This is a genomic window from uncultured Clostridium sp. (assembly GCF_937920395.1).
GTDB lineage: Bacteria > Bacillota > Clostridia > Clostridiales > Clostridiaceae > Clostridium_AD.
Window position 1 is genome coordinate 69,017 of sequence record NZ_CALEVF010000039.1, and the last position, 26,138, is coordinate 95,154.

At 30.8% G+C, this 26,138-nt stretch carries 20 protein-coding genes, 1 other RNA gene and 1 riboswitch; of the genes, 20 read left to right on the top strand and 1 reads right to left on the bottom strand.

Annotation, left to right across the window (positions count from 1 at the left end):
- Positions 1 to 58: 58 nt before the first annotated feature.
- The 5 genes from era to Q0649_RS04290 all read left to right on the top strand — a co-directional run bounded on the left by era (position 59) and on the right by Q0649_RS04290 (position 5,749).
- The gene (era, locus tag Q0649_RS04270; protein WP_298837850.1) at positions 59 to 940 is read left to right on the top strand and encodes a GTPase Era; all 882 of its coding nucleotides are present in this window, start codon (positions 59 to 61) and stop codon (positions 938 to 940) included.
- A complete protein-coding gene (gene recO / locus Q0649_RS04275; RefSeq protein WP_298837915.1) occupies positions 937 to 1,695 on the top strand; it encodes a DNA repair protein RecO in 759 nt (252 codons plus the stop codon). The genes era and recO overlap by 4 nt, the downstream gene beginning before the upstream one ends.
- A gap of 14 nt (positions 1,696 to 1,709) precedes the next feature.
- A complete protein-coding gene (locus Q0649_RS04280; protein WP_298837852.1) occupies positions 1,710 to 2,411 on the top strand; it encodes a DUF4342 domain-containing protein in 702 nt (233 codons plus the stop codon).
- A 344-nt stretch (positions 2,412 to 2,755) separates the two neighbouring features.
- Positions 2,756 to 5,392, top strand: a complete 2,637-nt coding sequence (gene ppdK, locus Q0649_RS04285; RefSeq protein WP_298837855.1) for a pyruvate, phosphate dikinase — start codon at positions 2,756 to 2,758, stop codon at positions 5,390 to 5,392.
- A 183-nt stretch (positions 5,393 to 5,575) separates the two neighbouring features.
- Positions 5,576 to 5,749, top strand: coding sequence for an FmdB family zinc ribbon protein (locus tag Q0649_RS04290; RefSeq protein ID WP_298837857.1), 174 nt, complete (start codon positions 5,576 to 5,578; stop codon positions 5,747 to 5,749).
- 96 nt (positions 5,750 to 5,845) lie between these two features.
- Here the strand turns inward: Q0649_RS04290 and Q0649_RS04295 are convergent, their stop codons facing one another.
- Positions 5,846 to 6,922, bottom strand: coding sequence for a CotS family spore coat protein (locus tag Q0649_RS04295; protein WP_298837860.1), 1,077 nt, complete (start codon positions 6,920 to 6,922; stop codon positions 5,846 to 5,848).
- Between the two features lie 217 nt (positions 6,923 to 7,139).
- Here Q0649_RS04295 and Q0649_RS04300 point away from each other — a divergent pair, with 217 nt between their 5' ends.
- The 15 genes from Q0649_RS04300 (at position 7,140) to purD (ending at position 25,759) form a co-directional block, all read left to right on the top strand.
- On the top strand, positions 7,140 to 8,168 hold the full coding sequence (locus tag Q0649_RS04300; RefSeq protein ID WP_298837863.1) for a deoxyguanosinetriphosphate triphosphohydrolase: 1,029 nt from the start codon (positions 7,140 to 7,142) through the stop codon (positions 8,166 to 8,168).
- 218 nt (positions 8,169 to 8,386) lie between these two features.
- A complete protein-coding gene (dnaG, locus tag Q0649_RS04305; protein WP_298837866.1) occupies positions 8,387 to 10,159 on the top strand; it encodes a DNA primase in 1,773 nt (590 codons plus the stop codon).
- Between the two features lie 22 nt (positions 10,160 to 10,181).
- On the top strand, positions 10,182 to 11,279 hold the full coding sequence (gene rpoD, locus Q0649_RS04310; protein WP_298837868.1) for an RNA polymerase sigma factor RpoD: 1,098 nt from the start codon (positions 10,182 to 10,184) through the stop codon (positions 11,277 to 11,279).
- A 114-nt stretch (positions 11,280 to 11,393) separates the two neighbouring features.
- Positions 11,394 to 12,281, top strand: coding sequence for a PH domain-containing protein (locus Q0649_RS04315; RefSeq protein WP_298837870.1), 888 nt, complete (start codon positions 11,394 to 11,396; stop codon positions 12,279 to 12,281).
- Positions 12,282 to 12,292: 11 nt separating this feature from the next.
- On the top strand, positions 12,293 to 12,982 hold the full coding sequence (locus Q0649_RS04320) for a class I SAM-dependent methyltransferase (protein ID WP_298837873.1): 690 nt from the start codon (positions 12,293 to 12,295) through the stop codon (positions 12,980 to 12,982).
- A complete protein-coding gene (locus tag Q0649_RS04325) occupies positions 12,973 to 13,773 on the top strand; it encodes a Nif3-like dinuclear metal center hexameric protein (RefSeq protein WP_298837877.1) in 801 nt (266 codons plus the stop codon). Before Q0649_RS04320 ends, Q0649_RS04325 begins: the two co-directional genes overlap by 10 nt.
- Before the next feature lie 39 nt (positions 13,774 to 13,812).
- Positions 13,813 to 14,200, top strand: an RNA gene (gene rnpB / locus Q0649_RS04330) — RNase P RNA component class A.
- Positions 14,201 to 14,379: 179 nt separating this feature from the next.
- Positions 14,380 to 18,204, top strand: a complete 3,825-nt coding sequence (locus Q0649_RS04335) for a phosphoribosylformylglycinamidine synthase (protein ID WP_298837879.1) — start codon at positions 14,380 to 14,382, stop codon at positions 18,202 to 18,204.
- 134 nt (positions 18,205 to 18,338) lie between these two features.
- A riboswitch (purine riboswitch) is annotated at positions 18,339 to 18,439 on the top strand.
- A 147-nt stretch (positions 18,440 to 18,586) separates the two neighbouring features.
- Positions 18,587 to 19,066: a 5-(carboxyamino)imidazole ribonucleotide mutase gene (gene purE, locus Q0649_RS04340; RefSeq protein WP_298837880.1), complete on the top strand. Its 480-nt coding sequence runs from the start codon at positions 18,587 to 18,589 to the stop codon at positions 19,064 to 19,066.
- 43 nt (positions 19,067 to 19,109) lie between these two features.
- Positions 19,110 to 19,814: a phosphoribosylaminoimidazolesuccinocarboxamide synthase gene (gene purC, locus Q0649_RS04345; RefSeq protein WP_298837883.1), complete on the top strand. Its 705-nt coding sequence runs from the start codon at positions 19,110 to 19,112 to the stop codon at positions 19,812 to 19,814.
- A 74-nt stretch (positions 19,815 to 19,888) separates the two neighbouring features.
- The gene (purF, locus tag Q0649_RS04350; protein ID WP_298837885.1) at positions 19,889 to 21,322 is read left to right on the top strand and encodes an amidophosphoribosyltransferase; all 1,434 of its coding nucleotides are present in this window, start codon (positions 19,889 to 19,891) and stop codon (positions 21,320 to 21,322) included.
- Between the two features lie 9 nt (positions 21,323 to 21,331).
- The gene (gene purM / locus Q0649_RS04355) at positions 21,332 to 22,330 is read left to right on the top strand and encodes a phosphoribosylformylglycinamidine cyclo-ligase (protein WP_298837888.1); all 999 of its coding nucleotides are present in this window, start codon (positions 21,332 to 21,334) and stop codon (positions 22,328 to 22,330) included.
- Positions 22,318 to 22,926 carry a phosphoribosylglycinamide formyltransferase gene (purN, locus tag Q0649_RS04360; protein ID WP_298837892.1) on the top strand — a complete coding sequence of 203 codons (609 nt, stop codon included), beginning with the start codon at positions 22,318 to 22,320 and terminating at the stop codon, positions 22,924 to 22,926. Before purM ends, purN begins: the two co-directional genes overlap by 13 nt.
- 14 nt (positions 22,927 to 22,940) lie before the next feature.
- Positions 22,941 to 24,443, top strand: a complete 1,503-nt coding sequence (gene purH, locus Q0649_RS04365; RefSeq protein WP_298837895.1) for a bifunctional phosphoribosylaminoimidazolecarboxamide formyltransferase/IMP cyclohydrolase — start codon at positions 22,941 to 22,943, stop codon at positions 24,441 to 24,443.
- 71 nt (positions 24,444 to 24,514) lie between these two features.
- Positions 24,515 to 25,759 carry a phosphoribosylamine--glycine ligase gene (gene purD / locus Q0649_RS04370; RefSeq protein ID WP_298837897.1) on the top strand — a complete coding sequence of 415 codons (1,245 nt, stop codon included), beginning with the start codon at positions 24,515 to 24,517 and terminating at the stop codon, positions 25,757 to 25,759.
- Positions 25,760 to 26,138 lie beyond the last annotated feature (379 nt).

Consider the following 26,138-nt stretch of genomic DNA (forward strand, 5'->3'; position numbering starts at 1 on the left):
TTATTAAGGTAAGATAGAAACAAAAACTATTTACTTAAGATAAAAAGAAGGAGGATATATGTTTAAATCAGGATTTGTAACAATTATTGGAAGACCTAATGTAGGAAAATCTACATTAATAAATTATATAATGGGGGAGAAATTATCAATTGTGTCAAATAGACCCCAAACTACAAGAAATAATATACAAACAATTTTAACAACTAAGGAATCTCAAATAATATTTGTGGATACTCCAGGAATGCATAAACCTAGACATAAACTAGGAGAATACATGGTTAAGGTAGCGAAACAGTCGGCAAATGAGGTAGATGTTATATTATTTATAACTACACCAGGTGATGAAATTGATATGGGTGATAAGCATATTCTTGAACAGTTTAAAGGAACTAAAATACCAGTGTTTTTATTAGTAAATAAGATAGATGAGAACACTCAAGAGAGAGTCGCTAAAACAGTTCAAGGTTATTCTGAGTATTTTGATTTTAAAGAAATAATACCAATAGCTGCTATAAAAGGAAAGAATGTTGACATAGTTACAAAACTTGTAGAAGAGAACATGCCAGAGGGCCCTCTATATTATCCAGAAGATATGGTTACAGATCAACAAGAAAGATTTATTATTACTGAGATCGTAAGAGAAAAGGCTTTAAAATTATTATCACAAGAAGTTCCTCATGGAATAGCAGTTGAAATTATTTCTATGAAGAGAGATAAAAATGAAATTTACGATATAGATATTAACTTACTTTGTGAAAAAGATTCTCATAAGGGTATAATAATCGGAAAAGGTGGAAAAACATTAAAGAAGATTTCTACTTATGCAAGACAAGATATAATGAAATTATTGGGAGAAAATATTCATTTGAGATTGTGGGTTAAGGTAAAGAAAGAATGGAGAGATACTTCGAGCATTTTAAAAGAACTTGGATATAAATAGGAGATGATCTTCTGGCAATCTTAAAAACTAGAGCTATCGTCATTAAGACACAAGAATTTAAAGAAAATGATAAGTTAGTCTGGTTATTTACTGAAGATTTTGGTAAAGTAACAGCTATAGCAAAGGGCGCAAGGAAAAGTAAAAGTAGGTATATATCATCGACTTTACCTTTTTGTTATGGCGAATTTGTGCTTTTCAAAGGAAGAAACTTATATACAATAAACGAAGTTACAATTATAGATTCATTTCAGCAATTATTAAGAGATTTGGATACAATTACATATGCCTCATATTTTAATGAATTAATTGACATAACGCTTGAAAATGATGAGGTTCATAAAGAACTTTTTAAAGACTTAGTTACTGCTTTTTATTTTATTAAAAATGATGTTATGGATATAGAGATTCTGGCAAGGGCTTTTGAAATAAGAATCTTGAAAGCAACAGGATATGAATTGAATTTTGATAAGTGTGTAAGATGTAGAAAAAAAATAGCTATTTCAAATTATATAGATTTGATATCTTATGGTCCAATTTGCAAGGAATGTGAAAAACTAAATAGTATATATATATCAAATCCAACATATAATACATTAAAATTTTTAAATAACTTTGGTATGGATAAAATTAATAGAATCAGTGTATCTAAAACATCAAAACTTGAATTATATAAAATTTTATCACTTATCATTTCTCAAAATTATACAAGAAAGCCCAAAAGCTTAGAAATGTTTGATTACTTAACAACAATTTAAGGAGGATGATTTTAATGGAAGAAATTACACTTGAAAAGATTGATATTATTAAGGAACGGACAGGAGTTTCATATACTGATGCTAAGGCTGCACTGGTGGAATGTGAAGGTAATGTAGTTGATGCTTTGATTTATATCGAAGCAAAAGAACAAAAATCAGCTAAATTTAATATGGATGAAATGTATACTACTAAGGATGAGTTTTTAGCATGGATAAAAGAGATAGCAAGAAAAGGTAATGTAACACGGATAAAAATTAAAAAAGATGATAAAGTTGTTATAGATATTCCTGTTAATGCAGGTATTGCAGTAGGTATAATTGGATTATACATACCGGCACTATTTGGTATAGGCATATTTGCAGCAGTAGTAACAAATGTTACAATAGAGATAACTAAAGCAGATGGTAGCGTAGAAATAATTAATACTATGATTAAAAATACCGTTGATGATGTGGTAAGCAAAATGAGCGATATGGGTGAGGATGTAAAAGAAAAATACAATGAAACAAAAGATAGTTTTAGCAAAGGTACTAAAGATAATAAAGATAGTAACACTGACAATGTATATCAATATACTGTAAAGTTTGAAGAAAAAGATAAAGAAGAAGACAAAGAAGCAGACAAAGAAGAAGATAAAAAAGAAGATAAAAAAGAAGATAAAAAAGAAGATAAAAAAGAAGATATAGAAAATGAAAATACTAAAGAGAAAGAATAAAATAGTGATTTTATATTGCTATTTTAGCATTAGAAAATAGAATAAAAATAGTTTTTTATTTTGTAAAGCCAGCAGCTATTAGTTGCTGGCTTTACAAAAGTTGAAAATATAATAATTAGGACTAAAAAAGAGATTAAAAAGACATACATTCAAAATGAAAATGTGGTATAATGTTACAAATGGTATGTGAAATTTTAGCATATTATTAATTTTTGCAAACGTTTTGATTCTAATATATTACATTTATAAAAAATGTATGTATTTAAAAGTTGCTGATTGATGCTAATGGGATATTCTTATGACCATTATCATATATTAATTATAATCGAAGGAGTTGTGTGCAAATGGAAAATAAAAAGTACGTATACCATTTTAGTGAGGGTAATATTTCAATGAAAAATCTTCTAGGTGGAAAAGGTGCAAATCTTGCAGATATGACGAGTCTTGGAATTCCAGTTCCAAAGGGATTTACAGTTACTACTGAAGCTTGTAATAAATACTATGAAGATGGTCAATTAATAACACCCGAAATAGTTAGTGAAATTTATGTTAAAATGACTGAACTTGAAAACCTTACAGGTAAGAAGTTTGGAAGTTTAGAAAATCCATTACTTGTATCAGTTAGATCAGGTGCAAGAGCATCAATGCCAGGCATGATGGACACAATTTTAAACCTGGGATTAAATGATAAAACAGTAGAGGTTATGGCGAAACTAACAGATAATCCAAGATTTGCTTATGATTCTTACAGAAGATTTATACAAATGTTTGCTGATGTTGTTATGGACGTTGAAAAAAGAAATTTTGAAAATATGATGGATAAAATAAAGGAAGAAAAAGGTGTAAAATTTGATACAGAATTAGATGCTAATGATTTAAAAAAACTAGTAATACAATTTAAAGAATTTTATAAAGAAGCTAAAGGCGTAGAATTTCCAAGTGATCCAAAGATACAATTAATAGAGGCTATATCTGCAGTATTTAGATCATGGGACAACCCTCGTGCTAATGTATATAGAAGACTAAATGATATTCCAGGGGACTGGGGTACGGCTGTAAGCGTTCAAGAAATGGTGTTTGGTAATAAAGGGGAAACATCAGGGACAGGCGTTGCGTTCTCAAGAAATCCATCTACTGGAGAAAAGGGTATCTTTGCTGAGTACTTAATGAATGCACAAGGTGAGGACGTTGTTGCAGGAATAAGAACACCAAAAGATATATCACAACTTGCTAAAGATATGCCAAAAGTATATAGCCAGTTTATGAATATTGTTAATACTCTTGAGAAACATAATAAAGATATGCAAGATATGGAGTTTACAATCGAAGATAAAAAATTATTCTTTTTGCAAACAAGAAGTGGAAAGAGAACTGCACAAGCAGCACTCAAAATTGCAGTAGAACTTGTTGAAGAAGGAATGCTAACAAAGAAAGAAGCTTTAATGAAGGTTGATCCAAAACAGTTGGATACATTATTACATCCTAATTTTGATCCAGTTGCATTAAAGGAAGCTGCAATAATAGCTAAAGGATTACCAGCATCTCCTGGAGCTGCATGTGGAAAAGTTTACTTTACTGCTGAGGAAGCAAAAATTAGACATGAGGCTGGAGAAGAGGTTATTCTTGTAAGGCTTGAGACCTCACCAGAGGACATTGAAGGCATGGTTGCTGCAGAAGGTATATTAACAGTAAGAGGTGGTATGACGTCTCATGCTGCAGTTGTTGCAAGAGGAATGGGAACATGCTGCGTGGCCGGTTGTTCTGATTTAAAAGTTAATGAAGAATCTAAGAACTTTCAAATTGGACAAACCGTATATCATGAAGGCGATTTTATTTCTATGGATGGAAGTACAGGAAATGTTTATGCTGGCGTAATTAAAACAGTGGAGCCTGAGATAAATGGATACTTTGAAATATTTATGGGCTGGGCAGATGAAGTAAGAAGTCTTAAAGTTAGAGCTAATGCTGACACTCCAAAAGATGCAGCACAAGCTGTTAAATATGGTGCTGAAGGTATAGGATTATGTAGAACAGAACATATGTTTTTTGACTCTGATAGAATAATGCTTATAAGAGAAATGATTGTTGCTAAAGATGAAGAAGCAAGAAGAGTGGCATTAGATAAATTATTACCAATTCAAAGAGGTGACTTTGTAGGTATATATGAAGAACTTAAAGAAAAACCAACTACAATCAGATTTTTAGATCCACCTCTACATGAATTTTTGCCACATGCTGATGCGGACATAAAAGTGCTTGCAAAAGACATGGGATTAACCTTTGAAGAGTTAAAAGCTACTGTTGAATCATTGCATGAAGTTAATCCAATGATGGGACATAGAGGCTGTAGGCTTGCAGTATCATATCCAGAAATAGCAGAGATGCAAACTAGAGCAGTTATTGAAGCTGCTATCGATGTTAAGACTAGAAAAGGATATAATATTGTTCCAGAAATTATGATTCCTTTAGTTGGAGAAGTTAAGGAATTAAAATTTGTTAAAGATATAGTAGTAAGGGTAGCTGATCAAATCATAGCAGAATCAGGCATTGATTTAAAATACATGGTTGGTACAATGATTGAAATACCAAGAGCAGCACTTACAGCTGATTTAATAGCAAAAGAAGCAGAGTTCTTCTCGTTTGGAACAAATGATTTAACACAAATGACTTTCGGATTTTCAAGAGATGATGCTGCAAATTTCTTAAAACATTATTATGAAAAGAAAGTTTATGAGTTTGATCCATTCCAAAAATTAGATCAGGTAGGAGTAGGTAAACTTATTAAAATGGCAGCTGACCTTGGACGTCAAACTAGGCCTAATATAAAACTTGGGATATGTGGAGAGCACGGTGGAGATCCATCGTCGGTTGAATTCTGTCACAATGTTGGGCTTGATTATGTATCATGTTCACCATTTAGAGTGCCAGTTGCAAGACTTGCAGCTGCTCAAGCTGAGATAAACAATCCAAGAAAAAAATAGTATAAAAAATAGGGTATCGCACTTAATTTCATTATTGATTTTAAGTGTTATGCCCTATTTTTTACTGTTATAAAATAGTACGAAACCACGATTAAACTTGTTATAATAAATGATATGACCTATTATTAAATATAGTAGATGGATATGAGAACATAATAAAACAGCAAATAAGAGGTGAACAATTTGACATATACATATAAATGCAAAAAATGTAATAAAGAATTCATAATTGAAAAAGGTATGAACGACGATACTCAGATTAAATGTGAATGTGGGAATACTGATGTTAATAGAATATATAGTGTACCTAATTTTAAGATTAATTGTAGTGGATTTTGTGGAAAAATAGAAAAATAGCTTGTAAGATAATTTGGTTAATATTAATAACACCGTTAATAAATTTATTAACGGTGTTATTAATATTCAAATGATATTATAAAAGAAAATATCAATTTAATTATGTTTTTTTGATATGTTAAATTTGTTCTCAATATATGATTTAAACTTTTGTACAAAATCCAATTGATAGTCATTTTTATTAGTTGCATTATTTAGTAAATTTAAAAAGGCTTTTTTATTACATTTGTTAATATTACCATAGTAATCTCTTGATATTTTCCAATATCTTTGTGGGAAAGCTAAATAAACAAGTATATATTTATAATCATCCAAGGTTAAAGGTAAAATCGTATCATATAATTCTAGAAAACTTATTGCTAGTTCTAAATCCCATTTTGTACTGTCTCTTTTAAGTAGTCTTCTTAATGAATATGAGATGTCATGAGCGCAAAAGTCATTTCTGCACTTGTCAAAATCAATTACCCATATTTCATTATTAGTGTCAAAAATAATATTTTTATTAACATAGTCAAGGTGACACAATGATTTTGTAAGATTATTAAGATTTAAATCATAAGCAATGTTTGAAGAATACTTAGCAAGTTTACTGCTTGTTTCAAAATGTTTAAGATACAATTTTGAAAATGCATCATCATATTTATAAGCTAAATTAGAAAAATTAAGAAGGCTTTCGTAGTGCTTATACATTGAAGGCCCTAAGGGGCTGTAGTCTTGTTTTAAGGAACTACCATTTATGGGTTTAAAGTTAATACTTACTTTATGCATATTTGCAAGATTCGTACTGCATACTAATATATGATCGATATTATCGTAATCACATTTTATGCCATTAATCCAGGGAGTTAGTATAAATAACATGTTGTTGTAATTTACAAATCTACTATTGTTTTTTGTCTTCAGGATTCGAGGTACATGAATATTGTTTCTATATAACCATTCTATTGCTGAGTACACAAATAATAAATCTTTAATAGAGTAATAAACCTTTTTAAGGCAATAACATTCGTCAAAGTATTGCACTTTATATACAGCTCTTTGTTTATCAGTATCTTTAAATTTAATTTGCGTGATATCAGCGTTAGCTAAGTCATATTGAGGTAGAATGTTCTTTTTTACATTTTCTTCGGATAACAAATTTATGTTATTAAAATTTTTAGCTGTAGATGGCATCTTAACACTCCTAAAAATTACTTTATTATTAGAATATTAATAAAATATAAATAATATACGTTTAACGTAAAAAAAGGGAAATTAATTTAAGTTGTAGAATACTAACTAATGTGACTTAAAATTAATGTGACTTAAAATTTATATTTATTCACCAAGACACCTAAATAAGAAATAAAACAAATAGGTTAAAGATATTTTTAAATTTAGGAGGAAACCTATGAATATTCGAAGTAAAATAGAATTTAATGAAAGTAATATCATTATACAATATGGCGCGTTATCTATAAATTCAAAAGGACGAAAAAATTTGGAAGAAAAGGATGACATAAGAACTTGCTATATGGTGGACAGAGACAGGATAATACACAGTAAAGCATTTAGAAGATTAAAACATAAAACACAAGTATACATAAAGACAAGTAGCGATCACTATAGAACACGTTTAACACATACATTAGAAGTTTCACAGATAGCTAGAACTATAGGCCGAGGCATTGGTCTGAATGAGGATTTAATAGAAGCCATAGCTTTAGGGCACGATATAGGTCATGTTCCTTTTGCACATAATGGTGAATCTGTGCTTAATGATATTTTGCCGCAAGGATTTAGGCACAATGAAAATAGTATAAGGGTATTAACTAAAATAGAAAAATCGGGCGCTGGACTTAATTTAAGTGGTGAAGTATTAGATGGAATTCTTAATCATAGTGGACTCTTAGAAAAATTTGGTGAGGCTGCAACCCTTGAGGGTCAAGTTGTTAGGTATAGTGATAAGATTGCATATGTAAATCACGATATAGATGATTCTATAAGGGCAAAACTATTAACAGAGGAAATGTTACCAATAGCATCAACAAAAGTATTAGGTAATAAACATGGTGATCGAATAGATACTTTAGTAAAAGATTGTATTTATAATACCATAAACAATTTAGATAGAGGAGTAATAGGGGTATCACTTACTACTGAAGTTGGAAATGCATTAGTTGATTTAAGAAATTTTATGTTTGAGAATATATATAAGGGTGAAATATTAAAAGAAGAAAGAAAAAAAGCACAATTTGTGGTAACAAATGTTTTTAAATACTATTATAAGAATCCGTCTGCTATGCCTGACTTCTATAAGAGCATAGTTGAGGATGAGGGACTGTATAGAGGGGTAGCAGATTACATTTCAGGTATGAGTGATGATTATTGTTTAATGCTCTTTAATAATATATATGTACCTAAAGTTATTATTTATTAGAACGTAATAATAAATAATAACTTTTGAAAAAATGATATGATAAAAATTATAAATAAAAAATAATTTTAAATAAATGCAGGAAATTTCTATTTTATCAAGAATATATTATAAGCAGACATAATTATTATTAAAAAAAGTAAAATTAAAGAAGGATAACACGCTTTCGTGTCGAATTAGAACATATTGTGAACTTATATAAGTAAGGTGGTAATAAAATATTGATTGCTGAGGATGTCATCTTAAAAATAAAGGAACAAAATGATATTGTGGATGTAATATCAGAAAGAGTGAAACTTAAAAAGGTAGGAAAAAATTATACTGGTCTTTGTCCTTTTCATAATGAGAAGAGTCCATCATTTACAGTGTCCACGGAAAAACAAATTTATAAATGTTTTGGATGTGGGGAAGCTGGAAATGTAATTAGTTATGTTATGAAGGACAGAAATGTAACTTTTCCTGAAGCTGCAAGGATACTTGCGCAAAGGGCTAACATTAGTATAGAAATAGACAATGGAGAAAATAATGTACAACGTGACATGTATAAAAAAATGTACAATATTAATGTGGAAGCGGCCAGGTATTTTTATGAAAACTTAAGAAAGGATAAAAAGGCTGAATTATATTTCCTTAACAGAGGTATTACAGAGGCTACTATGAAAAAATTTGGGTTAGGGTTTTCTTTTGACAAATGGGATGGATTGTTATTATACCTAAAAAAGAAAGGCTACTCCGAACTCGATTTACTTAATATAGGATTAATTGTTAAAAGTCCTAAGGGATCTTATTATGATAGATTTAGAAATAGAATAATGTTCCCTGTGTTTGATTATATGGGTAAAGTAATTGGATTTGGTGGAAGAGTTTTAGATGATTCGAAACCTAAATATCTAAATTCACCGGAAACTCCATTATTTCATAAAGGATTAAATCTTTATGGATTAAATTTTGTAATTAAAAACAATAGATCTCGAACGATAATTATTGTAGAAGGATATATGGATTGTATTTCACTTCATCAATATGGGTTTTCAAATGTAGTTGCGTCTCTTGGTACTGCACTCACTATTAATCAAGCAAAGTTATTAAAAAGACATGTAGATAAAGTTATTATTTCTTTTGATGCTGACTTTGCAGGTCAGGCTGCAACCATAAAGGGACTTCAAATATTAAGAAGTGAAGGTTTCGATTTAAGAGTTCTTATAGTTCCTAGTGGTAAAGATCCTGATGAATATATAAAAAATAGTGGGAAGCAGGCTTTTCAGAAATTAGTAGAGGATGCTCTTCCTTTAATAGATTATAGACTTAAAAGAGCAGGAGACGGAATAAATTTTTCGAATAGTGAAATGATAATACAGTACGTAAAAAAGGTTACTGAAATTATTGCAGAACTTGATCCTGTTGAAAAAGATGTTTACATAAAAAAGGTTTCTGAGGATACAGGCATCAAAGAACAAGCAATATATGACTTATTAAGCGAAGAAATCAATAAAAGTTCTAATAAAATGAAAAAAATGAATATACAACAAGATTTTGGACAAAAATTATATTTAGAGCCAGCTTATATTAAGGCTGAAAGAACTTTATTGAAATTTATGTTTATAAATGAAGAAAATTGTAATTATATTACAGAGAATATGTCTGTTGATCAATTAGTGCTTCAAAGTCATAAAAATATATATGAGTTAATTGTTAAGTATAAAAACTTAATAATAGATGATAAAATAAAAAATATAGAACCTATATGTGAGAAAGATATAGAATGCACAAAAGAATGGATGAATATTATGGAAATTAAATTTTCTGGAAATGAAGAAGATCATAAAAAACTTATAAATGACTGCATAAAACAACTGAAAAAATTCAAGTTAGAGGAGTCGAAAAAAGAAATTATGAATAAAATCAAACAATATGAATCAAAAGGTTTACTCGAAGAATCTATAAAACTTGCTAAGGGACTTATAGAACTACAAAAGCATATAAAACAATTATAGTATTTAGAAAGGAGGTTATATGATGAAGGATAAAAGCTCAAAAATGACTATTGTTAAAAAACTTATTGAAAAAGGCAAGAAAAAAGGATCGTTAACTTATAAAGAAGTAATGGATGAACTTTATGAAATAGAATTGTCACCAGAGCAAATAGAGAAAGTTTATGAAGTTTTAGAATCAATGGAGATAGAGGTTGTTGGGGATATGCATGCAAAAGCTGCACCTGCTACGGGTGCTCAAGCTGAAACGGAACCCGAAACTGAAGAACTTGATGTTAGTATACCAGAAGGTATATCTATAGATGATCCAGTTCGAATGTATTTAAAAGAAATCGGGAAGGTTGCACTATTATCATCGGCTGAGGAAATAGATCTTGCTAAAAGAAATGAAGAAGGAGATCTTGCTGCTAAGAAAAAACTTGCTGAAGCTAATTTAAGATTGGTAGTAAGTATAGCTAAGAGATATGTTGGACGTGGAATGTTGTTCCTAGATCTTATTCAGGAAGGTAATTTAGGACTAATAAAAGCCGTAGAAAAATATGATTATAGAAAAGGTTTTAAATTTAGTACTTATGCTACATGGTGGATTAGACAGGCAATTACAAGAGCGATAGCCGATCAAGCAAGAACTATAAGGATACCAGTTCATATGGTTGAAACTATAAATAAACTTATCAGAGTTTCAAGACAACTGTTACAGGAACTTGGACGTGAACCTCAACCAGATGAAGTTGCTGAAAAAATGGAAATGCCAGTTGGAAAAGTTCGTGAAATAATGAAAATTGCACAAGAACCAGTGTCTCTTGAGACACCTATTGGTGAAGAAGAAGATAGTCATTTAGGTGATTTTATTCCTGATGATGATGCACTAGCGCCAGCAGAAGCAGCTGCATTTACAATGCTAAAAGAACAATTAATTAGTGTTTTAGATACATTGACTCCTAGAGAAGAAAAAGTTTTAAGATTGAGATTTGGGTTAGACGATGGACGTGCAAGAACTCTTGAGGAAGTTGGAAAAGAGTTTAATGTAACTAGAGAGAGAATCAGACAAATTGAAGCTAAAGCACTACGTAAATTAAGACACCCAAGTAGAAGTAAAAAATTAAAAGATTATTTAGATTAGAACATTTAAAAAAACACCTTTTTAAGGTGTTTTTTTATTGCTTGTGTAAAAATATGTAAATACGTTTACAAGGTAGAATTATATATGATATAATAAATTTTAGAAGGTGATTAAATGGATAGTTATGGATCGAAACGGGGATATGGGTTAGTACTTATGCTACTAACTACTGCATTATATAATATATTAATTTTAATATTGCTTAACTTTAATAACTCATATATTGTAGCTAATCTATTAAAGCTTTTATTAGTATCTTGTAATATATATCAAGCTTATTATATATTACTATTTGCCTCACTTAAATGCTGTATTGATGAGGAGAATATTAAAATTTATGCAATTTGGTCGTTAAAAAAGGTTATTATACCCTTAAATGAAGTTGAAGGATATTTTATGTCTACAGGTAAAATTAAAGGCGTAAAACTCAATGGTATAGCGGCTAGTGGGTTTGTAATGGGTAGATTTGTAATCGATAAAATGGGAATGTCTAGAATGTTTGTCACTGATAATAAAAATGTTGTTTATATAAAAACTAAACATATGAATTATGCAGTTTCACCACTAAATTATAAAAAATTTGAGGAAGATTTAATATATCACGATATACATGTTGCGCAGTGGAAGTATAAAGTGAGTAATAGTTATAATCTTCATAAAGACAAATATTTTATTGTGCCATTAATGATAGTTAGTATTATAATACTAATATTAACCTTAAATCCACTTATATTGCATTTGAAAAATGCGATACCTGATATTATGCCATTAAATTTTGATGCACAATTTAAACCAATAAAAATGGGTACTGGTAAACAATTCGCATTTACTCAGATGCTTTATGGAGTATTAAATATGGCTCTGCTTTTTTGCATGTATTATGCAAGCTATTTTTGCGCAAAATATGATAGGAAATCAGCATATAAGTATATTTATTTGTCACTAGTTGTGGCACTTATATTTTTAATTATGCAGTTTAAAATATTAATTAACTTTAGATAAGGATGAGATTAATGGAGCTTAGTATAAGATTAAAATGTATTGTTAGTATGATTGAAAAATGTGATAGCGTTATTGATGTTGGTACAGATCATGGATATGTTCCTATTTATTTAGTGCAAAATGGTATAACAAAACAGGCAATTGCATCTGATATAAATAGAGGCCCTGTTGAAAAGGCTAAAAATAATATTGTCCGTAATAATGCTTGTAATCAAATTAGTTGTAGACTAGGAAGTGGATTATCTACGGTTAAAGAAGGTGAAGTTCAGGTAGCTATTATTGCAGGAATGGGTGGCAATTTAATAAGAGATATTTTAGAAACTGATTTGGCTATTGTTAAAAAATTAAAATACGTTGTACTTCAACCAGTACAAAATGCTGAAGTACTTAGGGAATATTTATATAAAACTGGATATGACTTTATTGATGAAGAAATTTGTTATGATGATGGTAAGTTTTATGAAATAATTAAGGTTAGGTATGATTGTAAACCTAAAGTTTTGGATAGTATATATTATGAGATAAGTAAAATATTATTAGATAAGAAACACTTAGTGATGCAAGAGTTTATAGAATACAAATTACAGAAATATTCAAAAGTTTATGATTCTTTAAATGAGGATACCATTTTAGCAAAGAATAGGAAAGAAGAGCTTTATAAAGTTATACGCAAACTTAAGGAGTTTTTAGAATGTTTTTAAAAGTAAAAGATATAGAAAACATTATGGAAGAATATGCTCCCTCTATTTTTAAAGAGAGTTATGATAATGTAGGACTTATGGTTGGAGATAGTAAAAGGCTGGTTACGAAAATTTTAGTCGCATTAGATTGCACAATGGATGTAATACAGGAGTCGAAAAATAAAGGGTGCAATTTTATATTGACGCATCATCCTCTTCTTTTTGTTAAACCTAAAACAATTACAAAGGGCACAATACTCGGAAGAAAGATTATTGAGCTTATTCGTAGTGATATAAATGTGTATTCAAGTCATACAAATCTTGATTCCGTTAAAGGTGGGTTGAATGATATTGTTACTGAAATCTTAGGATTTAGTAAATATAAAATAATAGAGACCTCAGAAACAAAGGATGTTGGTATTGGCAGATTAGTGGTTTTGGATGAACCTATGTTATTTTCAGAGGTATGTGAAAATGTTAAAAGGACGCTTAAAGCAGAATTTATAAGAATTGTAGGAAATGATAATGATTTAATAAAGACTATAGCTATTATAAATGGTAGTGGTGAAGATTTTTTTTCGCAAAGTATAAAGCTTGGGGCAGACTGTATTATAACAGGAGACACTAAATATCATGGTGCTTGTGATTTGTTAGAACAAAAGATTGCTCTAATAGATGCGGGTCATTTTGAAACTGAATGGATACCATTTAAAATATTTGTGGAAAAATTTAAAAAGCGATTAATAGAAGATGGGTATGACAATGAGGTAATAATTTCTAAGTGCACTCTTGATCCATATAAAATTAAATAGTGATTGCTTTTGTTTTAATAATATGATATTATAGTTTTGCGAGTAAGCCAGACAATCGCTGCTAATTATTGCTTGCAATACATTAGAAGAGGAAAGTCCGAGCTCCACAGGGCAGGGTGCTGGGTAACCCCCAGTGAAGGCGACTTTAAGGAAAGTGCAACAGAGAAATACCGCTAAAGGTATTCTAAAAGTTTAGTTTACTAAAATTCTAGAATATACTAGCAAGGATGGAAAGGCGAGGTAAGAGCTCACCAGCGCACTGGCGACTTTGCGGCTATGTAAACCCCACTTGGAGCAAGATCGAATAGGAGAACATTTTGGGACGGCCCGTCTCGTTCTCGGGTGTATCGCTTGAGCTTATTGGTAACAATAGGCCTAGATAGATGATTGTCAAATACAGGACTCGGCTTATAGACTTAGTCGCACTAAATATAGAAAAGTACTCACCTTAGGGTGAGTTTTTTTTACGTCGAAAAATATAAAAAAAATTATTCCAAAATGACCTTTTATAATTGATCAAAGTATACTATAATCTTAATATAACGAATTATAAAAGATAATTAATGTTTAATATTCGTATAAATTTAATTTTTGGAGGTATTAATCATGAAAAATAAGATATATAGGTTATATGTTGAGAAAAAAACGAACTATGATATTGAAGGTGGAAAGATTTTACGCGATATAAAAATAAATTTAGGTATAACGAGTCTTAAGGGACTTAGGTTAGTCAATAGATATGATATTACAGGAATAACTCAGGAGCAGTACCTATTGTCAAAAAATACTGTGTTTTCAGAACCGACCGTAGATGATGTTTATGATGAAGAATTAGATATGTTAGAGTATAATACAATATTTGCTATTGAATTTTTGCCAGGACAATATGATCAGAGAGCAGATTCAGCAATGCAATGTATTCAAATTTTAACAAGGGAAGATAAACATATAGTGAAAACTGCAAGGTTAATTGTATTAAAGGGCAATGTTAGCATCAGTGAACTAGATAAGATTAAAGAGTATTGTATAAATGCTGTAGACTCAAGAGAAGCAAGTTTAGAAAAACCAAAACATTTAGAACAAAGATTTAATGAGCCAGAGCAGGTTAAAATAGTAGAATCTTTTATTAATATGGATGATGGTAAGCTTACAGAATTTTTAAAAAGTAACGGGCTTGCTATGAGTTTTGAAGATTTAAAATATTGTAGTGAGTATTTTAGAGAAACTGAGAAAAGAAACCCAACTATAACAGAGATAAAAGTTATTGATACTTACTGGTCAGATCATTGTAGGCATACAACTTTTAATACTGTAATTGAAGATGTGTGCATTGAAGAAGGAAAATATTCTAAACCAATTAAGATGGCTTACAAGTCATACTTAGATACCAGAGATTTTGTATACGGAGAAACAACTAGAGATGTTACATTAATGGATATGGCTGTTATTGGATTAAAGGATTTAAGAAAACAAGGAAAATTAAAGGATCTTGATGTTTCAGACGAAATTAACGCTTGTAGTATTGTAGTTCAAGCAAATGTTGATAATAAAAAAGAAAAGTGGCTCGTAATGTTTAAAAATGAAACTCATAATCATCCTACTGAAATAGAACCTTTTGGTGGAGCAGCAACTTGCCTTGGTGGATCAATAAGAGATCCATTATCTGGTAGAAGTTATGTGTACCAGGCAATGCGTGTTACAGGAAGTGGAGATCCAAGAGCAAAAATTTCAGATACTATAAAAGGAAAATTACCTCAAAGAAAAATTACGCTTGAGGCGGCTCATGGATTTAGTTCATATGGAAATCAAATAGGACTTGCTACAGGGCTAGTTTCAGAGGTTTATGATGAAGGATTTGTGGCTAAGAGAATGGAAGTAGGGGCAGTTATTGGAGCAGTGCCTTATAGCAATGTAGTGAGGGAGCAACCAATTGCATCTGATGTAGTTATACTATTAGGTGGCAAAACAGGACGTGATGGATGTGGTGGCGCTACAGGGTCATCTAAACAGCATAGTGAGAGCTCACTTTTAGATTCAGGAGCAGAAGTTCAAAAGGGTAATGCACCTACAGAAAGAAAAATTCAAAGGTTGTTTAGAAATCCTAAAGTTACTAAACTTATAAAAAGATGTAACGATTTTGGTGCAGGTGGTGTATCAGTAGCTATTGGTGAACTGGCAGATGCACTTATAATAAATTTGGATAAGGTTACTAAGAAATATGAAGGGCTAGATGGTACAGAACTTGCTATATCAGAATCTCAGGAACGTATGGCTGTTGTAGTTAGAAAAGAGGATGCTAGTGTATTTATAAAATTATCGGAAGAAGAAAATTTAGAGGCTGTAGAAGTGGCTGTAATAACTAACGATAATAGGCTTAAAATGTTATGGAAGGGAAAAACTATAGTTGATGTAAGTAGAAGTTTTCTTGACACTAATGGAGTTAAGCAACATGCAGATGTGAAAATAGCATCGCCCAAGGAGGCGGAGTACTACTTTAAAAAGAGTGCTTTAGAAAGTTTAGGTGAAACTAAATCAATAAAAGTTTTATGGAATTCTACATTATCAGACTTAAATGTTTGTAGTAAAAAAGGTCTGTCAGACAGATTTGATAGTACTATTGGTGCTGCAACAGTGCTTATGCCTTTTGGTGGGAAATATCAAAAAACACCTATTCAATCTATGATAGCAAAATTACCTGTACTTCACGGAGATACTAATACAGGTACAATAATGGCTTATGGATATAATCCTAAATTAGCGACTTGGAGTCCCTTCCATGGAGCTGCCTATGCAGTAATTGATTCTGTAACAAAGGTAGTAGCAAGTGGTGGAGATTATGAGAATATTAAACTAACATTTCAAGAATACTTTCAGAAATTATCAAAAGAACCTTTTAAATGGGGCAAGCCATTTTCAGCTCTTTTAGGAGCACTTCATGTTCAAAAGGAATTTGGTATAGCTGCAATTGGTGGAAAAGATAGTATGTCAGGAAGCTTTAATGATATGGATGTACCACCAACTTTGGTATCTTTTGCTGTGGATGTTATAAATACAGATAAGGTTATATCTCCAGAATTTAAAAAGGGAGATAGTCAGGTTGTTTTAATTTATTCAACTATAGGTGAAGACGGATTACCTGATTTTGAAAAACTCCGTGATAACTATAAATTAGTAACAAAGCTAATCAATAGTGGCAAAGTAATGTCTAGTTATGCTGTTGGAATGGGTGGACTTATAGAAGCTATATCAAAAATGAGTTTTGGTAATAATATAGGATTTACGTTTGCAAAGAATGTTCAAATTGAAGATATATTCAAAGAAAACTATGGTAGCATAGTGATGGAGATAAATAATGATGTGCTTGATGTTCTAACAAAGGAAAGTTCAAATATTAAAATACTTGGTCATACAACGGAGGAACCAGTTATTAAAGTTTTAGGTGAAACTATTAATTTAGAAGAAGCTCTAAGTAATTGGGAAGAGCCATTAGAAAGCGTTTTTAATACAAAGGTAAACAATACGAAAGTAAATAGTATGAAAGAAGTTGCTATTTCAAAGGATAATATAATAAGTAAAAATTATGAAAATGTTAAAAACCCAATACTTAAAGTTACACCTATTATTAAAATAGCAAAACCTAGAGTTATTATTCCGGTGTTTCCAGGAACTAATTGCGAATATGATTCTATGAGGGCATTTGAAAAGGCAGGGGCCGAGGTAGAGATTATGGTAATAAACAATCTCTCTGCAAAACATATCGAGGAATCTATAAAAGCTATTGCACAAAAGATAAAAAAATCTCAAATTGTTATGCTACCAGGTGGATTTAGTGCTGGTGATGAACCTGATGGTTCTGGTAAATTTATAGCTACATTCTTTAGAAATCCTATAATACGAGAAAGTATTAGTGAGTTATTAGAGCAAAGAGATGGATTGATGCTAGGAATATGCAACGGATTCCAGGCGTTAATAAAGCTTGGACTTCTCCCTTATGGAAAAATAACTGATATAACACCAGATAGCCCAACGTTAACATACAATGAAATTGGAAGACATGTATCTTGTGTTGTACAAACTAAAATAATATCAACCGTGTCTCCTTGGCTTAATAATGTAAAAGTTGGAGATGTACATTCTATTCCGGTATCACATGGCGAGGGAAGATTTGTAGCAAATGATGATGTGATTAAAAAATTATTTGCAAATGGACAGGTAGCTACTCAGTATGTAGACTTTGATGGAGCTCCAAGTTATGATATAAACTTTAATCCGAACGGTTCAATGCATGCTATAGAAGGAATTACAAGTTTGGATGGAAGGATTTTTGGTAAGATGGGTCATTCCGAAAGAGTTGGAGAAAACACTTTGGTGAATGTTATTGGAAACAAGGATCAAAAAATATTTGATGCTGGAGTAAACTACTTCAAGTAAAACACGAACTATAAAATAGAAAAACGTATAAATACATTGATATATAGATGAAAACACGAACAATAATAATATTATTAATAATAATGCATTGACTTATTTTAAAATAGATGTTAACATTAAAACATAAGTTAGGAAAAAGTAAATAGTAATTCATCGATATATTTCTAAGGATATGGCTTAGATGTTTCTACGAGAGGCCGTTTAACTTCTCACTATTGGTGAATCTTGAATTGTTATTATAAAGGGGAGTGAAGTATACCCCTAATTCAGGATTACACCATTAAAAAAATTTTTTAATGGTGTAATTTTTTTTGCAAACAATGCATCTTTTACGAAGCTATTGTAGAGACCCAGGAGATGATTAATAATCGGAGGTAAATATATGAGAGTAGGAATAGTATTTGGAAGTAAATCTGATATAGAAATAATGAAAAATGCCGCAATGGTACTTAAAGAATTTGATGTTGATTATGAAGTACACATCCTTTCAGCACACAGAGTACCAGAAAGATTGACTCAGGTAATAAGAGAAATGGAAGATGGTGGGGTAGAATGCATTATAGCAGGAGCAGGGCTTGCAGCACATCTTCCGGGAGTAATTGCATCTCAGACAATACTTCCAGTGATTGGAGTGCCAATTAAAGCTGCTCTTGGAGGCATGGATTCATTACTTTCAATTGTTCAGATGCCAAAAGCTATTCCTGTAGCTACAGTGGGAATCAATAACAGCTATAATGCTGGTATGCTTTCTGTTCAAATTTTGTCTCTTAAATACAAGGAACTTAAAGAAAAACTAATTACATATAGAAAAGAAATGAAAGAAAAATTTATATCTGAGAATGAAGAGCAAATCGAATTTTAAAAAAAATATAATTTTAAAATTAATATACTAAGGAGTGTTATAAATGGGAGATTCAGTTTTATTATATGAGGGAAAGGCTAAAAAAATGTTTAGCACAGATAATAAAGATGAAGTGAGAGTATACTTTAAGGATGATGCAACGGCTGGGAACGGTGCTAAAAAGGGTAAAATCGAGAAAAAAGGAATCTTAAATAATAGTATAACTACTACGTTATATGAGTTATTAGAAAAAAAAGGTATAAAAACTCATTTTATTAAAAAAATAAATGATAGAGAACAATTATGTAAAAAGGTTGAAATAGTACCTCTAGAAGTAATTATAAGAAATGTTGCAGCTGGTAGCATGGCCAAAAGATATGGAATAGAAGAAGGAAGTAAGCTTAAAATAGCAGTTATTGAATTAAGTTATAAAAATGATGATTTAGGTGATCCTCTTATAAATGATTATCATGCAGTAGCTATGGGCCTTACTACTTTTGAAGAATTAGGAGAAATATATACAATGGCTTTTCAAATAAATGATATATTAAAAGAAGTTTTCCTAAAACAAGATGTTAATTTAATAGATTTCAAATTAGAATTTGGAAGATTTAAGGGAGAAGTAATTTTGGCAGATGAAATATCACCAGATACTTGTAGATTATGGGATGTTAAAACTGGAGAAAAATTAGATAAAGATAGATTTAGAAGAGATTTAGGAAATGTTACAGAAGCGTATGAAGAAATATTAAATAGAATTACTAAATAAAAAATAAATTGTAACAAAGATATAGAAAATAGACTACATGTACAATAGCAATGAACATATAAGGAGGAATTTCTTTGAGTGAATTTATAGAATCAAATGAGGTCATTATTAATGATCAAGATAAGTTTAAGGATGAATGTGGTGTTTTTGGAATTCTTGCGGCGGATAAAGATTTAGATGTTGCATCGTTAACTTATTATGGACTTTATGCACTTCAGCATAGGGGAGAAGAAAGTGCAGGAATAGTATATTCTGACGGAGTTTCCCTTACTTGTGAAAAGGCTATGGGACTTGTAAGCGATGTATTTGATAAGGAAAAGATTAGTAAAATGAAGGGACATGCTGCTATTGGACATGTTAGATATTCAACTACAGGATCTAGTGAAGTTAAAAATGCACAACCACTTTTAAGTAAATCAAAATTAGGTGATATAGCAATAGCTCATAATGGAAATTTAGTAAATGCAGAAGTTATTCGTGAATTACTTGAGGATTGTGGCTATATGTTCCAAACATCAATAGATTCAGAAGTAATACTTAACTTAATTGCTAGAGGTGCAAAAAAAGGTATGGAAAAGGCAGTAGTTGATGCAATACAAGCGGTTAAAGGATCTTATGGAATAGTAATGCTTACTAAAGACAAGTTAATAGGTGTTCGTGATCAAAATGGTATTAGACCTCTTTGTATTGGTAAAATAGAAAATAGTTATGTTATAGCATCAGAAAGTTGTGCACTTGATGCAGTTGGTGCAGAATTTTTAAGAGATGTAAAACCTGGTGAAATAGTAATTATAGATGAAGCCGGCCTTACGTCTATTAATTTTGCCGAAAAAACTAAAAATGCAACTTGTTCATTTGAGTATATATATTTTGCAAGACCAGATAGTACAATTGATGGAATAAATGTGTACTCTTCAAGAGTGGCAGCTGGAGAACAGTTATTTAAAGAATCTCCAGTAGAAGCAGATATGGTAATAGGAGTTCCAGATTCAGGCCTTGCATCAGCGATAGGTTATTCTAAAATGTCCGGAATACCTTTTGGAATAGGTCTTGTAAAAAACAGATATGTAGGTAGAACTTTTATAAGCCCAACTCAAGAGATTCGCGAAAGAGCGGTTTCTGTAAAATTGAATGCATTAAAAATAAATGTAGAAGGTAAAAGAGTTATTTTAATAGATGATTCAATAGTTCGTGGAACTACAAGTAAAAGATTAGTTGATATTTTACGAAAAGCTGGGGCAACAGAGGTACATTTTAGAGTTTGTTCACCAGTAGTAAAATACCCATGTTATTTTGGAATAGATACACCATATAGAAAAGATTTAATAGGTTCGAGTATTAGTGTTGAGGAAATAAGACAAGAGATAGGTGCAGATAGTCTTGGATATTTAAGTATAGATGGACTTCTTAAAACACTTGGTCATAATGAATTTTGCTTAGGTTGTTTTAATGGTACATATCCAGTATCAGCTCCATACGAAACTGAGAAAGAAAAATTAGGAAAGTAGGGGATATTTATGATAACTTATAAAGATGCAGGTGTTAATATTGAAGAAGGATACAAATCAGTTAAGTTAATACAAGAATATGCAGCAGCAACATTTACAAAAGGTGTTTTAAATCATTTAGGGAGTTTTGCTGGTATGTTCGAAATAGGAGAGGGGTATAAAAATCCTATTCTAGTTTCTGGTACTGATGGAGTTGGGACAAAACTTGATATAGCATTTAGAATGAAAAAATATGATACTGTAGGTATTGACTGCGTTGCTATGTGTGTTAATGATGTCCTTTGTCATGGGGCAAAACCTCTTTTCTTTTTAGATTATATTGCTTGTGGTAAATTAGATTCTAAAGTATCGGCGGAACTTGTAAAAGGGGTGTCAGATGGATGTATTCAATCTAATTGTGCACTAATAGGCGGCGAAACTGCTGAAATGCCAGGCTTTTATCGCGATGGAGAATATGATATGGCAGGATTTACTGTAGGAATAGTTGATAAACATAAAATTATTGATGGGTCTGCTATTAAAGACGGATATTCCCTAATAGGGATTGAGTCAACAGGCCTTCATAGTAATGGATATTCCTTAGTTAGAAAGTTAATACCAAATTTAGATGAGGATTTTAATGGAGATAAGATAGGCAAGACACTTTTAACTCCAACAAAAATATATGTAAAAACTGTATTAAATCTTTTAGATAAATTTGATATAAAAGGCATGGCTCATATAACTGGTGGCGGTTTTTATGAGAATATACCAAGAATGTTTAATGGAGCGTTTACTGCAGTAGTTGATAAAAATAGCTTTAATACTCCAGATATCTGCAAACATTTAATGTCTCTTGGTGTAACTGAGGAGCATATGTTTAACACATATAATATGGGAATAGGATATGTATTATGTGTTGAAGATAAAGATGTTGTAAAAATTATAAAGACAATTAATGATTTAGGAGATAAAGCATATAAAATTGGTCATGTTGAAGCCGGGGGTGCAGGAGTTTGTTTAAAATAGCTGTATTGGTCTCAGGAAGCGGAAGCAACCTTCAAGCTATAATAGATAATATAGAAAGTGGGAACCTAAACTGTTCTATAGAAGCTGTAATTAGTGATAAAAAAGATGCATATGGCATAGATAGAGCAAAAGCTAAGAATATAAAAACCTTCATATTAGACAGAAAGCAATATGGAAAAAACATTTCTGCTGAAATATTGAAAATTCTAGATGGAAAAGTTGATCTAATAGTACTCGCTGGTTTTTTATCTATACTTCAAGGTGAACTACTATCTGTATTTAAAGGTAAAATTATAAATATACATCCATCACTTATACCATCATTTTGTGGTGGTGGTATGTATGGACTAAAAGTACATGAAAAGGCTATAGAATATGGAGTTAAAGTTTCTGGGTGCACTGTCCATTTTGTAGATGAGGGAACAGACTCAGGACCAATAATAATTCAAGATGTTGTACCTGTTTTCAGCGAAGATACAGCTAAGGAGTTACAACTAAGAGTTTTAGAACAGGAACATAAGGCACTACCTGAAGCTATTAATTATATAATTAAGAGAAGAATAAGGATTAAAGGAAGAAAAGTACTAGGTATGTGAAAGGTGGAATTTTAATGATTAAAACAGCACTTATAAGTGTTTTTGATAAAGAAAATATTTTAGGACTTGCAACATCACTTCAAAATAATGGTGTAGAGATTATATCTACAGGCGGAACATTTAAATACTTACAAGAAAATGGCATAAAAGTAAAGGAAATTTCCGATGTTACAGGGTTTGAAGAGATATTAGATGGAAGAGTTAAAACATTGCATCCAGTTATTCATAGTGGGATACTTGCCATTCGTGATAATAAAGAACATATGGCAACTATTAAAGCAAAAGGAATAAAACCTATTGATATGGTAGTAGTTAATCTTTATCCTTTCTTTGATAAAGTTACAGAGGATATAAGTTTTCAGGAGAAAATTGAATTTATTGATATTGGTGGACCAACAATGCTAAGAGCAGCAGCTAAAAATTTTAAAGATGTTATTGTACTCAGTGATACATCAGATTATGAAAACATTATAAAAAAATTGGATGATAAAGAAGAAGTAGATTTTGATACTAGAAAACACCTAGCAGGTAAAGTATTTAATCTTATATCAGCTTATGATGCAGCTGTAAGCAATTTTTTATTAGGAGAAGAGTCTTATCCAGACTATCTCAGCGTATCATATAAAAAACAAATGGATTTAAGATACGGAGAAAATCCTCATCAAAGTGCAGCTTATTATGTGAAAACTTCAGGAAATGGAGCAATGAAAGATTTTGAGCAGTTAAATGGCAAGGAATTATCTTATAATAATATAAAGGACATGGATATTGCATGGAAGGTAGTATGTGATTTCGATGAAATTGCTTGTTGCGCTTTAAAGCATAATACACCATGTGGTGTAGCAATAGGTAGTAGTACACTTGATACTTATAAAAAGGCATATGAATGTGATCCAATGTCCATTTTTGGTGGTATTGTTGCGTTTAATAGAAAAGTTAACAAAGAAACTGCTCTTGAGCTTAAGAAGATATTTCTAGAGGTTATTATTGCACCAGATTTTGACGAGGATGCATTAGAAGTATTAAAAGGTAAGAAAAATTTAAGAGTTGTTAAGTGTTTACATAAATCAGAAGGTACTACTAATATGGTTACTGTGGATGGCGGAATATTAGTACAAAGTTCAGATGATAAATTAGCAGATGAAATAAAAGTAGTTACTAAAAAGAGCCCAACCCATGCACAAGTGAAAGATTTAATATTTGCTATGAAAGTAGTTAAATATGTTAAATCTAATGCTATTGTAGTAGTTAAAGATGGCGTTACTAAAGGAATTGGAGTAGGACAAGTAAATAGAATATGGGCAGCAGAGCACGCATTAGAAAGAGGAGTAGATGCAACGGTTATGGCATCAGATGCATTCTTCCCATTCGGAGATGTTGTAGAGCTTGCTGCAAAATATAATATAAAAGCAATAATTCAACCAGGTGGTTCAATTAAAGATTCTTTATCAATAGAGATGTGTGATAAAAATGAAATAGCTATGGTATTTACGGGAATTAGACATTTTAAGCACTAATCATAATTTCATGATGGGATAACCTAGTTATTCCATCAATTTTAATTTATAGAGATAAAGGAGATGGAAGAATGAAAGTACTAATTATTGGTTCTGGTGGACGCGAACATGCTTTAGCATCAAAGGTTGCAGAAAATGACAATGTTCAGGTGGTTTATTGTGCACCTGGTAATGGCGGTACATATAGAGAAAACAAGTGCGAGAATGTTAATATTACTCAAATGGATGAGCTTTTGACATTTGCTAAGGCAAACAAGATAGATATTACAATAGTTGGATCAGAGGAATGGCTTGTACAAGGAATAGTAGATAAGTTTAATGAACAGGGACTTAAAATATTAGGACCCTGCAAAAAAGCAGCAAAACTTGAGGGAAGTAAATCTTATTCTAAGGAATTTATGAAAAAATATGGCATAAAAACTGCTGCATATGAAGTATTTGAAGATGAGAACAAAGCTATAGAATATCTTAAAAAGTGTGAGTATCCTATAGTAATAAAAGCAGATGGACTAGCTGCAGGAAAAGGAGTAGTTATCTGCAATGATTTTCTATCAGCTAAAAGTAGTATTCATGACTTTATGGTAGTGGATATATTTAAAGGCAGTGGTAAGAAAATTGTAATAGAAGAATTTTTAGAAGGTGTTGAGGCATCTATACTTTCGATAACAGACGGGAAAGTTATACTCCCATTTGTATCTTCAAAAGATCATAAACAAATATTTGATGGAGGTATTGGACCTAACACAGGGGGAATGGGCGCTATAGCACCGAATCCATACTGTACTAAAGAAGTATTAGATGAATTCCATAAAAATATATTGTTGCCTACTCTTAAAGGAATTCAAGAGGAAAAAATGGATTATAGAGGTATAATATTTTTCGGTATAATGATAACTAAAAAGGGAGTATATTCATTAGAATATAATGTAAGATTTGGAGATCCTGAAACACAAGCAGTGCTTCCACTTATGAAAAGTGATTTTACGAAACTTATAATTAGTGCAATAGATGGAGATCTGGAAAACTTTGATTTGCAATGGAAAGATGGATATTCTTGTTGCCTAATTGCTGCTTCAAAAGGTTATCCTGGAAAATATAATACAGGATATGAAATAAGTGAAGTTGGAAAATTAGAAGGCAAGTTATTTTTAGCAGGTGCAACTGGAGATAATGGTCTTTTAAAGACAAATGGTGGAAGAGTTCTAGGAATAACAGGGTTTGGTGGAACACTAGAAAAAGCCAGAGAAATAGCGTATACTGATATGAAAAAAGTTCAATTCGATGGGATGTACTTTAGAAAAGATATTGGAAAATAAAAATAGAAAGTATGAAATCTCATACTTAATAATTTAGAGAATAAAAAGTGCGATTAGTTATTCTTCGCGCTTTTATTTTTCAATAAAAAAATTTAATAAAATGATAGTTGATTATATATATAGACATTTTAATAACTTGAAATTAGCCTTCCGTTATTTTACATATTTTAGATAACTAGTAAAATAAGGGGCGAATATATCAAGATACTTAATAAACTATTGATTTATATGTTAAAAATACGTATTATATATAGGTGGAGTAAAAAATTATAAGCATTTTCAAATGGGAAATTAAAAAAATAAAAGTTAACAAAAATAATAATATATTAGCTGATTGCGAAACTCTAAAAGATTTTAGTGAAATATCTATCTAAAATTT

Excerpts from the sequence above, each read along its gene's own strand:
- era (WP_298837850.1), top strand. The coding sequence starts at position 59 with ATGTTTAAATCAGGATTTGTAACAATTATTGGAAGACCTAATGTAGGA.
- Q0649_RS04280 (WP_298837852.1), top strand. The coding sequence starts at position 1,710 with ATGGAAGAAATTACACTTGAAAAGATTGATATTATTAAGGAACGGACA.
- ppdK (WP_298837855.1), top strand. The coding sequence starts at position 2,756 with ATGGAAAATAAAAAGTACGTATACCATTTTAGTGAGGGTAATATTTCA.
- Q0649_RS04295 (WP_298837860.1), bottom strand. The coding sequence starts at position 6,922 with ATGCCATCTACAGCTAAAAATTTTAATAACATAAATTTGTTATCCGAA.
- Q0649_RS04300 (WP_298837863.1), top strand. The coding sequence starts at position 7,140 with ATGAATATTCGAAGTAAAATAGAATTTAATGAAAGTAATATCATTATA.
- rpoD (WP_298837868.1), top strand. The coding sequence starts at position 10,182 with ATGAAGGATAAAAGCTCAAAAATGACTATTGTTAAAAAACTTATTGAA.
- Q0649_RS04315 (WP_298837870.1), top strand. The coding sequence starts at position 11,394 with ATGGATAGTTATGGATCGAAACGGGGATATGGGTTAGTACTTATGCTA.
- Q0649_RS04320 (WP_298837873.1), top strand. The coding sequence starts at position 12,293 with ATGGAGCTTAGTATAAGATTAAAATGTATTGTTAGTATGATTGAAAAA.
- Q0649_RS04325 (WP_298837877.1), top strand. The coding sequence starts at position 12,973 with ATGTTTTTAAAAGTAAAAGATATAGAAAACATTATGGAAGAATATGCT.
- Q0649_RS04335 (WP_298837879.1), top strand. The coding sequence starts at position 14,380 with ATGAAAAATAAGATATATAGGTTATATGTTGAGAAAAAAACGAACTAT.
- purE (WP_298837880.1), top strand. The coding sequence starts at position 18,587 with ATGAGAGTAGGAATAGTATTTGGAAGTAAATCTGATATAGAAATAATG.
- purC (WP_298837883.1), top strand. The coding sequence starts at position 19,110 with ATGGGAGATTCAGTTTTATTATATGAGGGAAAGGCTAAAAAAATGTTT.
- purM (WP_298837888.1), top strand. The coding sequence starts at position 21,332 with ATGATAACTTATAAAGATGCAGGTGTTAATATTGAAGAAGGATACAAA.
- purH (WP_298837895.1), top strand. The coding sequence starts at position 22,941 with ATGATTAAAACAGCACTTATAAGTGTTTTTGATAAAGAAAATATTTTA.
- purD (WP_298837897.1), top strand. The coding sequence starts at position 24,515 with ATGAAAGTACTAATTATTGGTTCTGGTGGACGCGAACATGCTTTAGCA.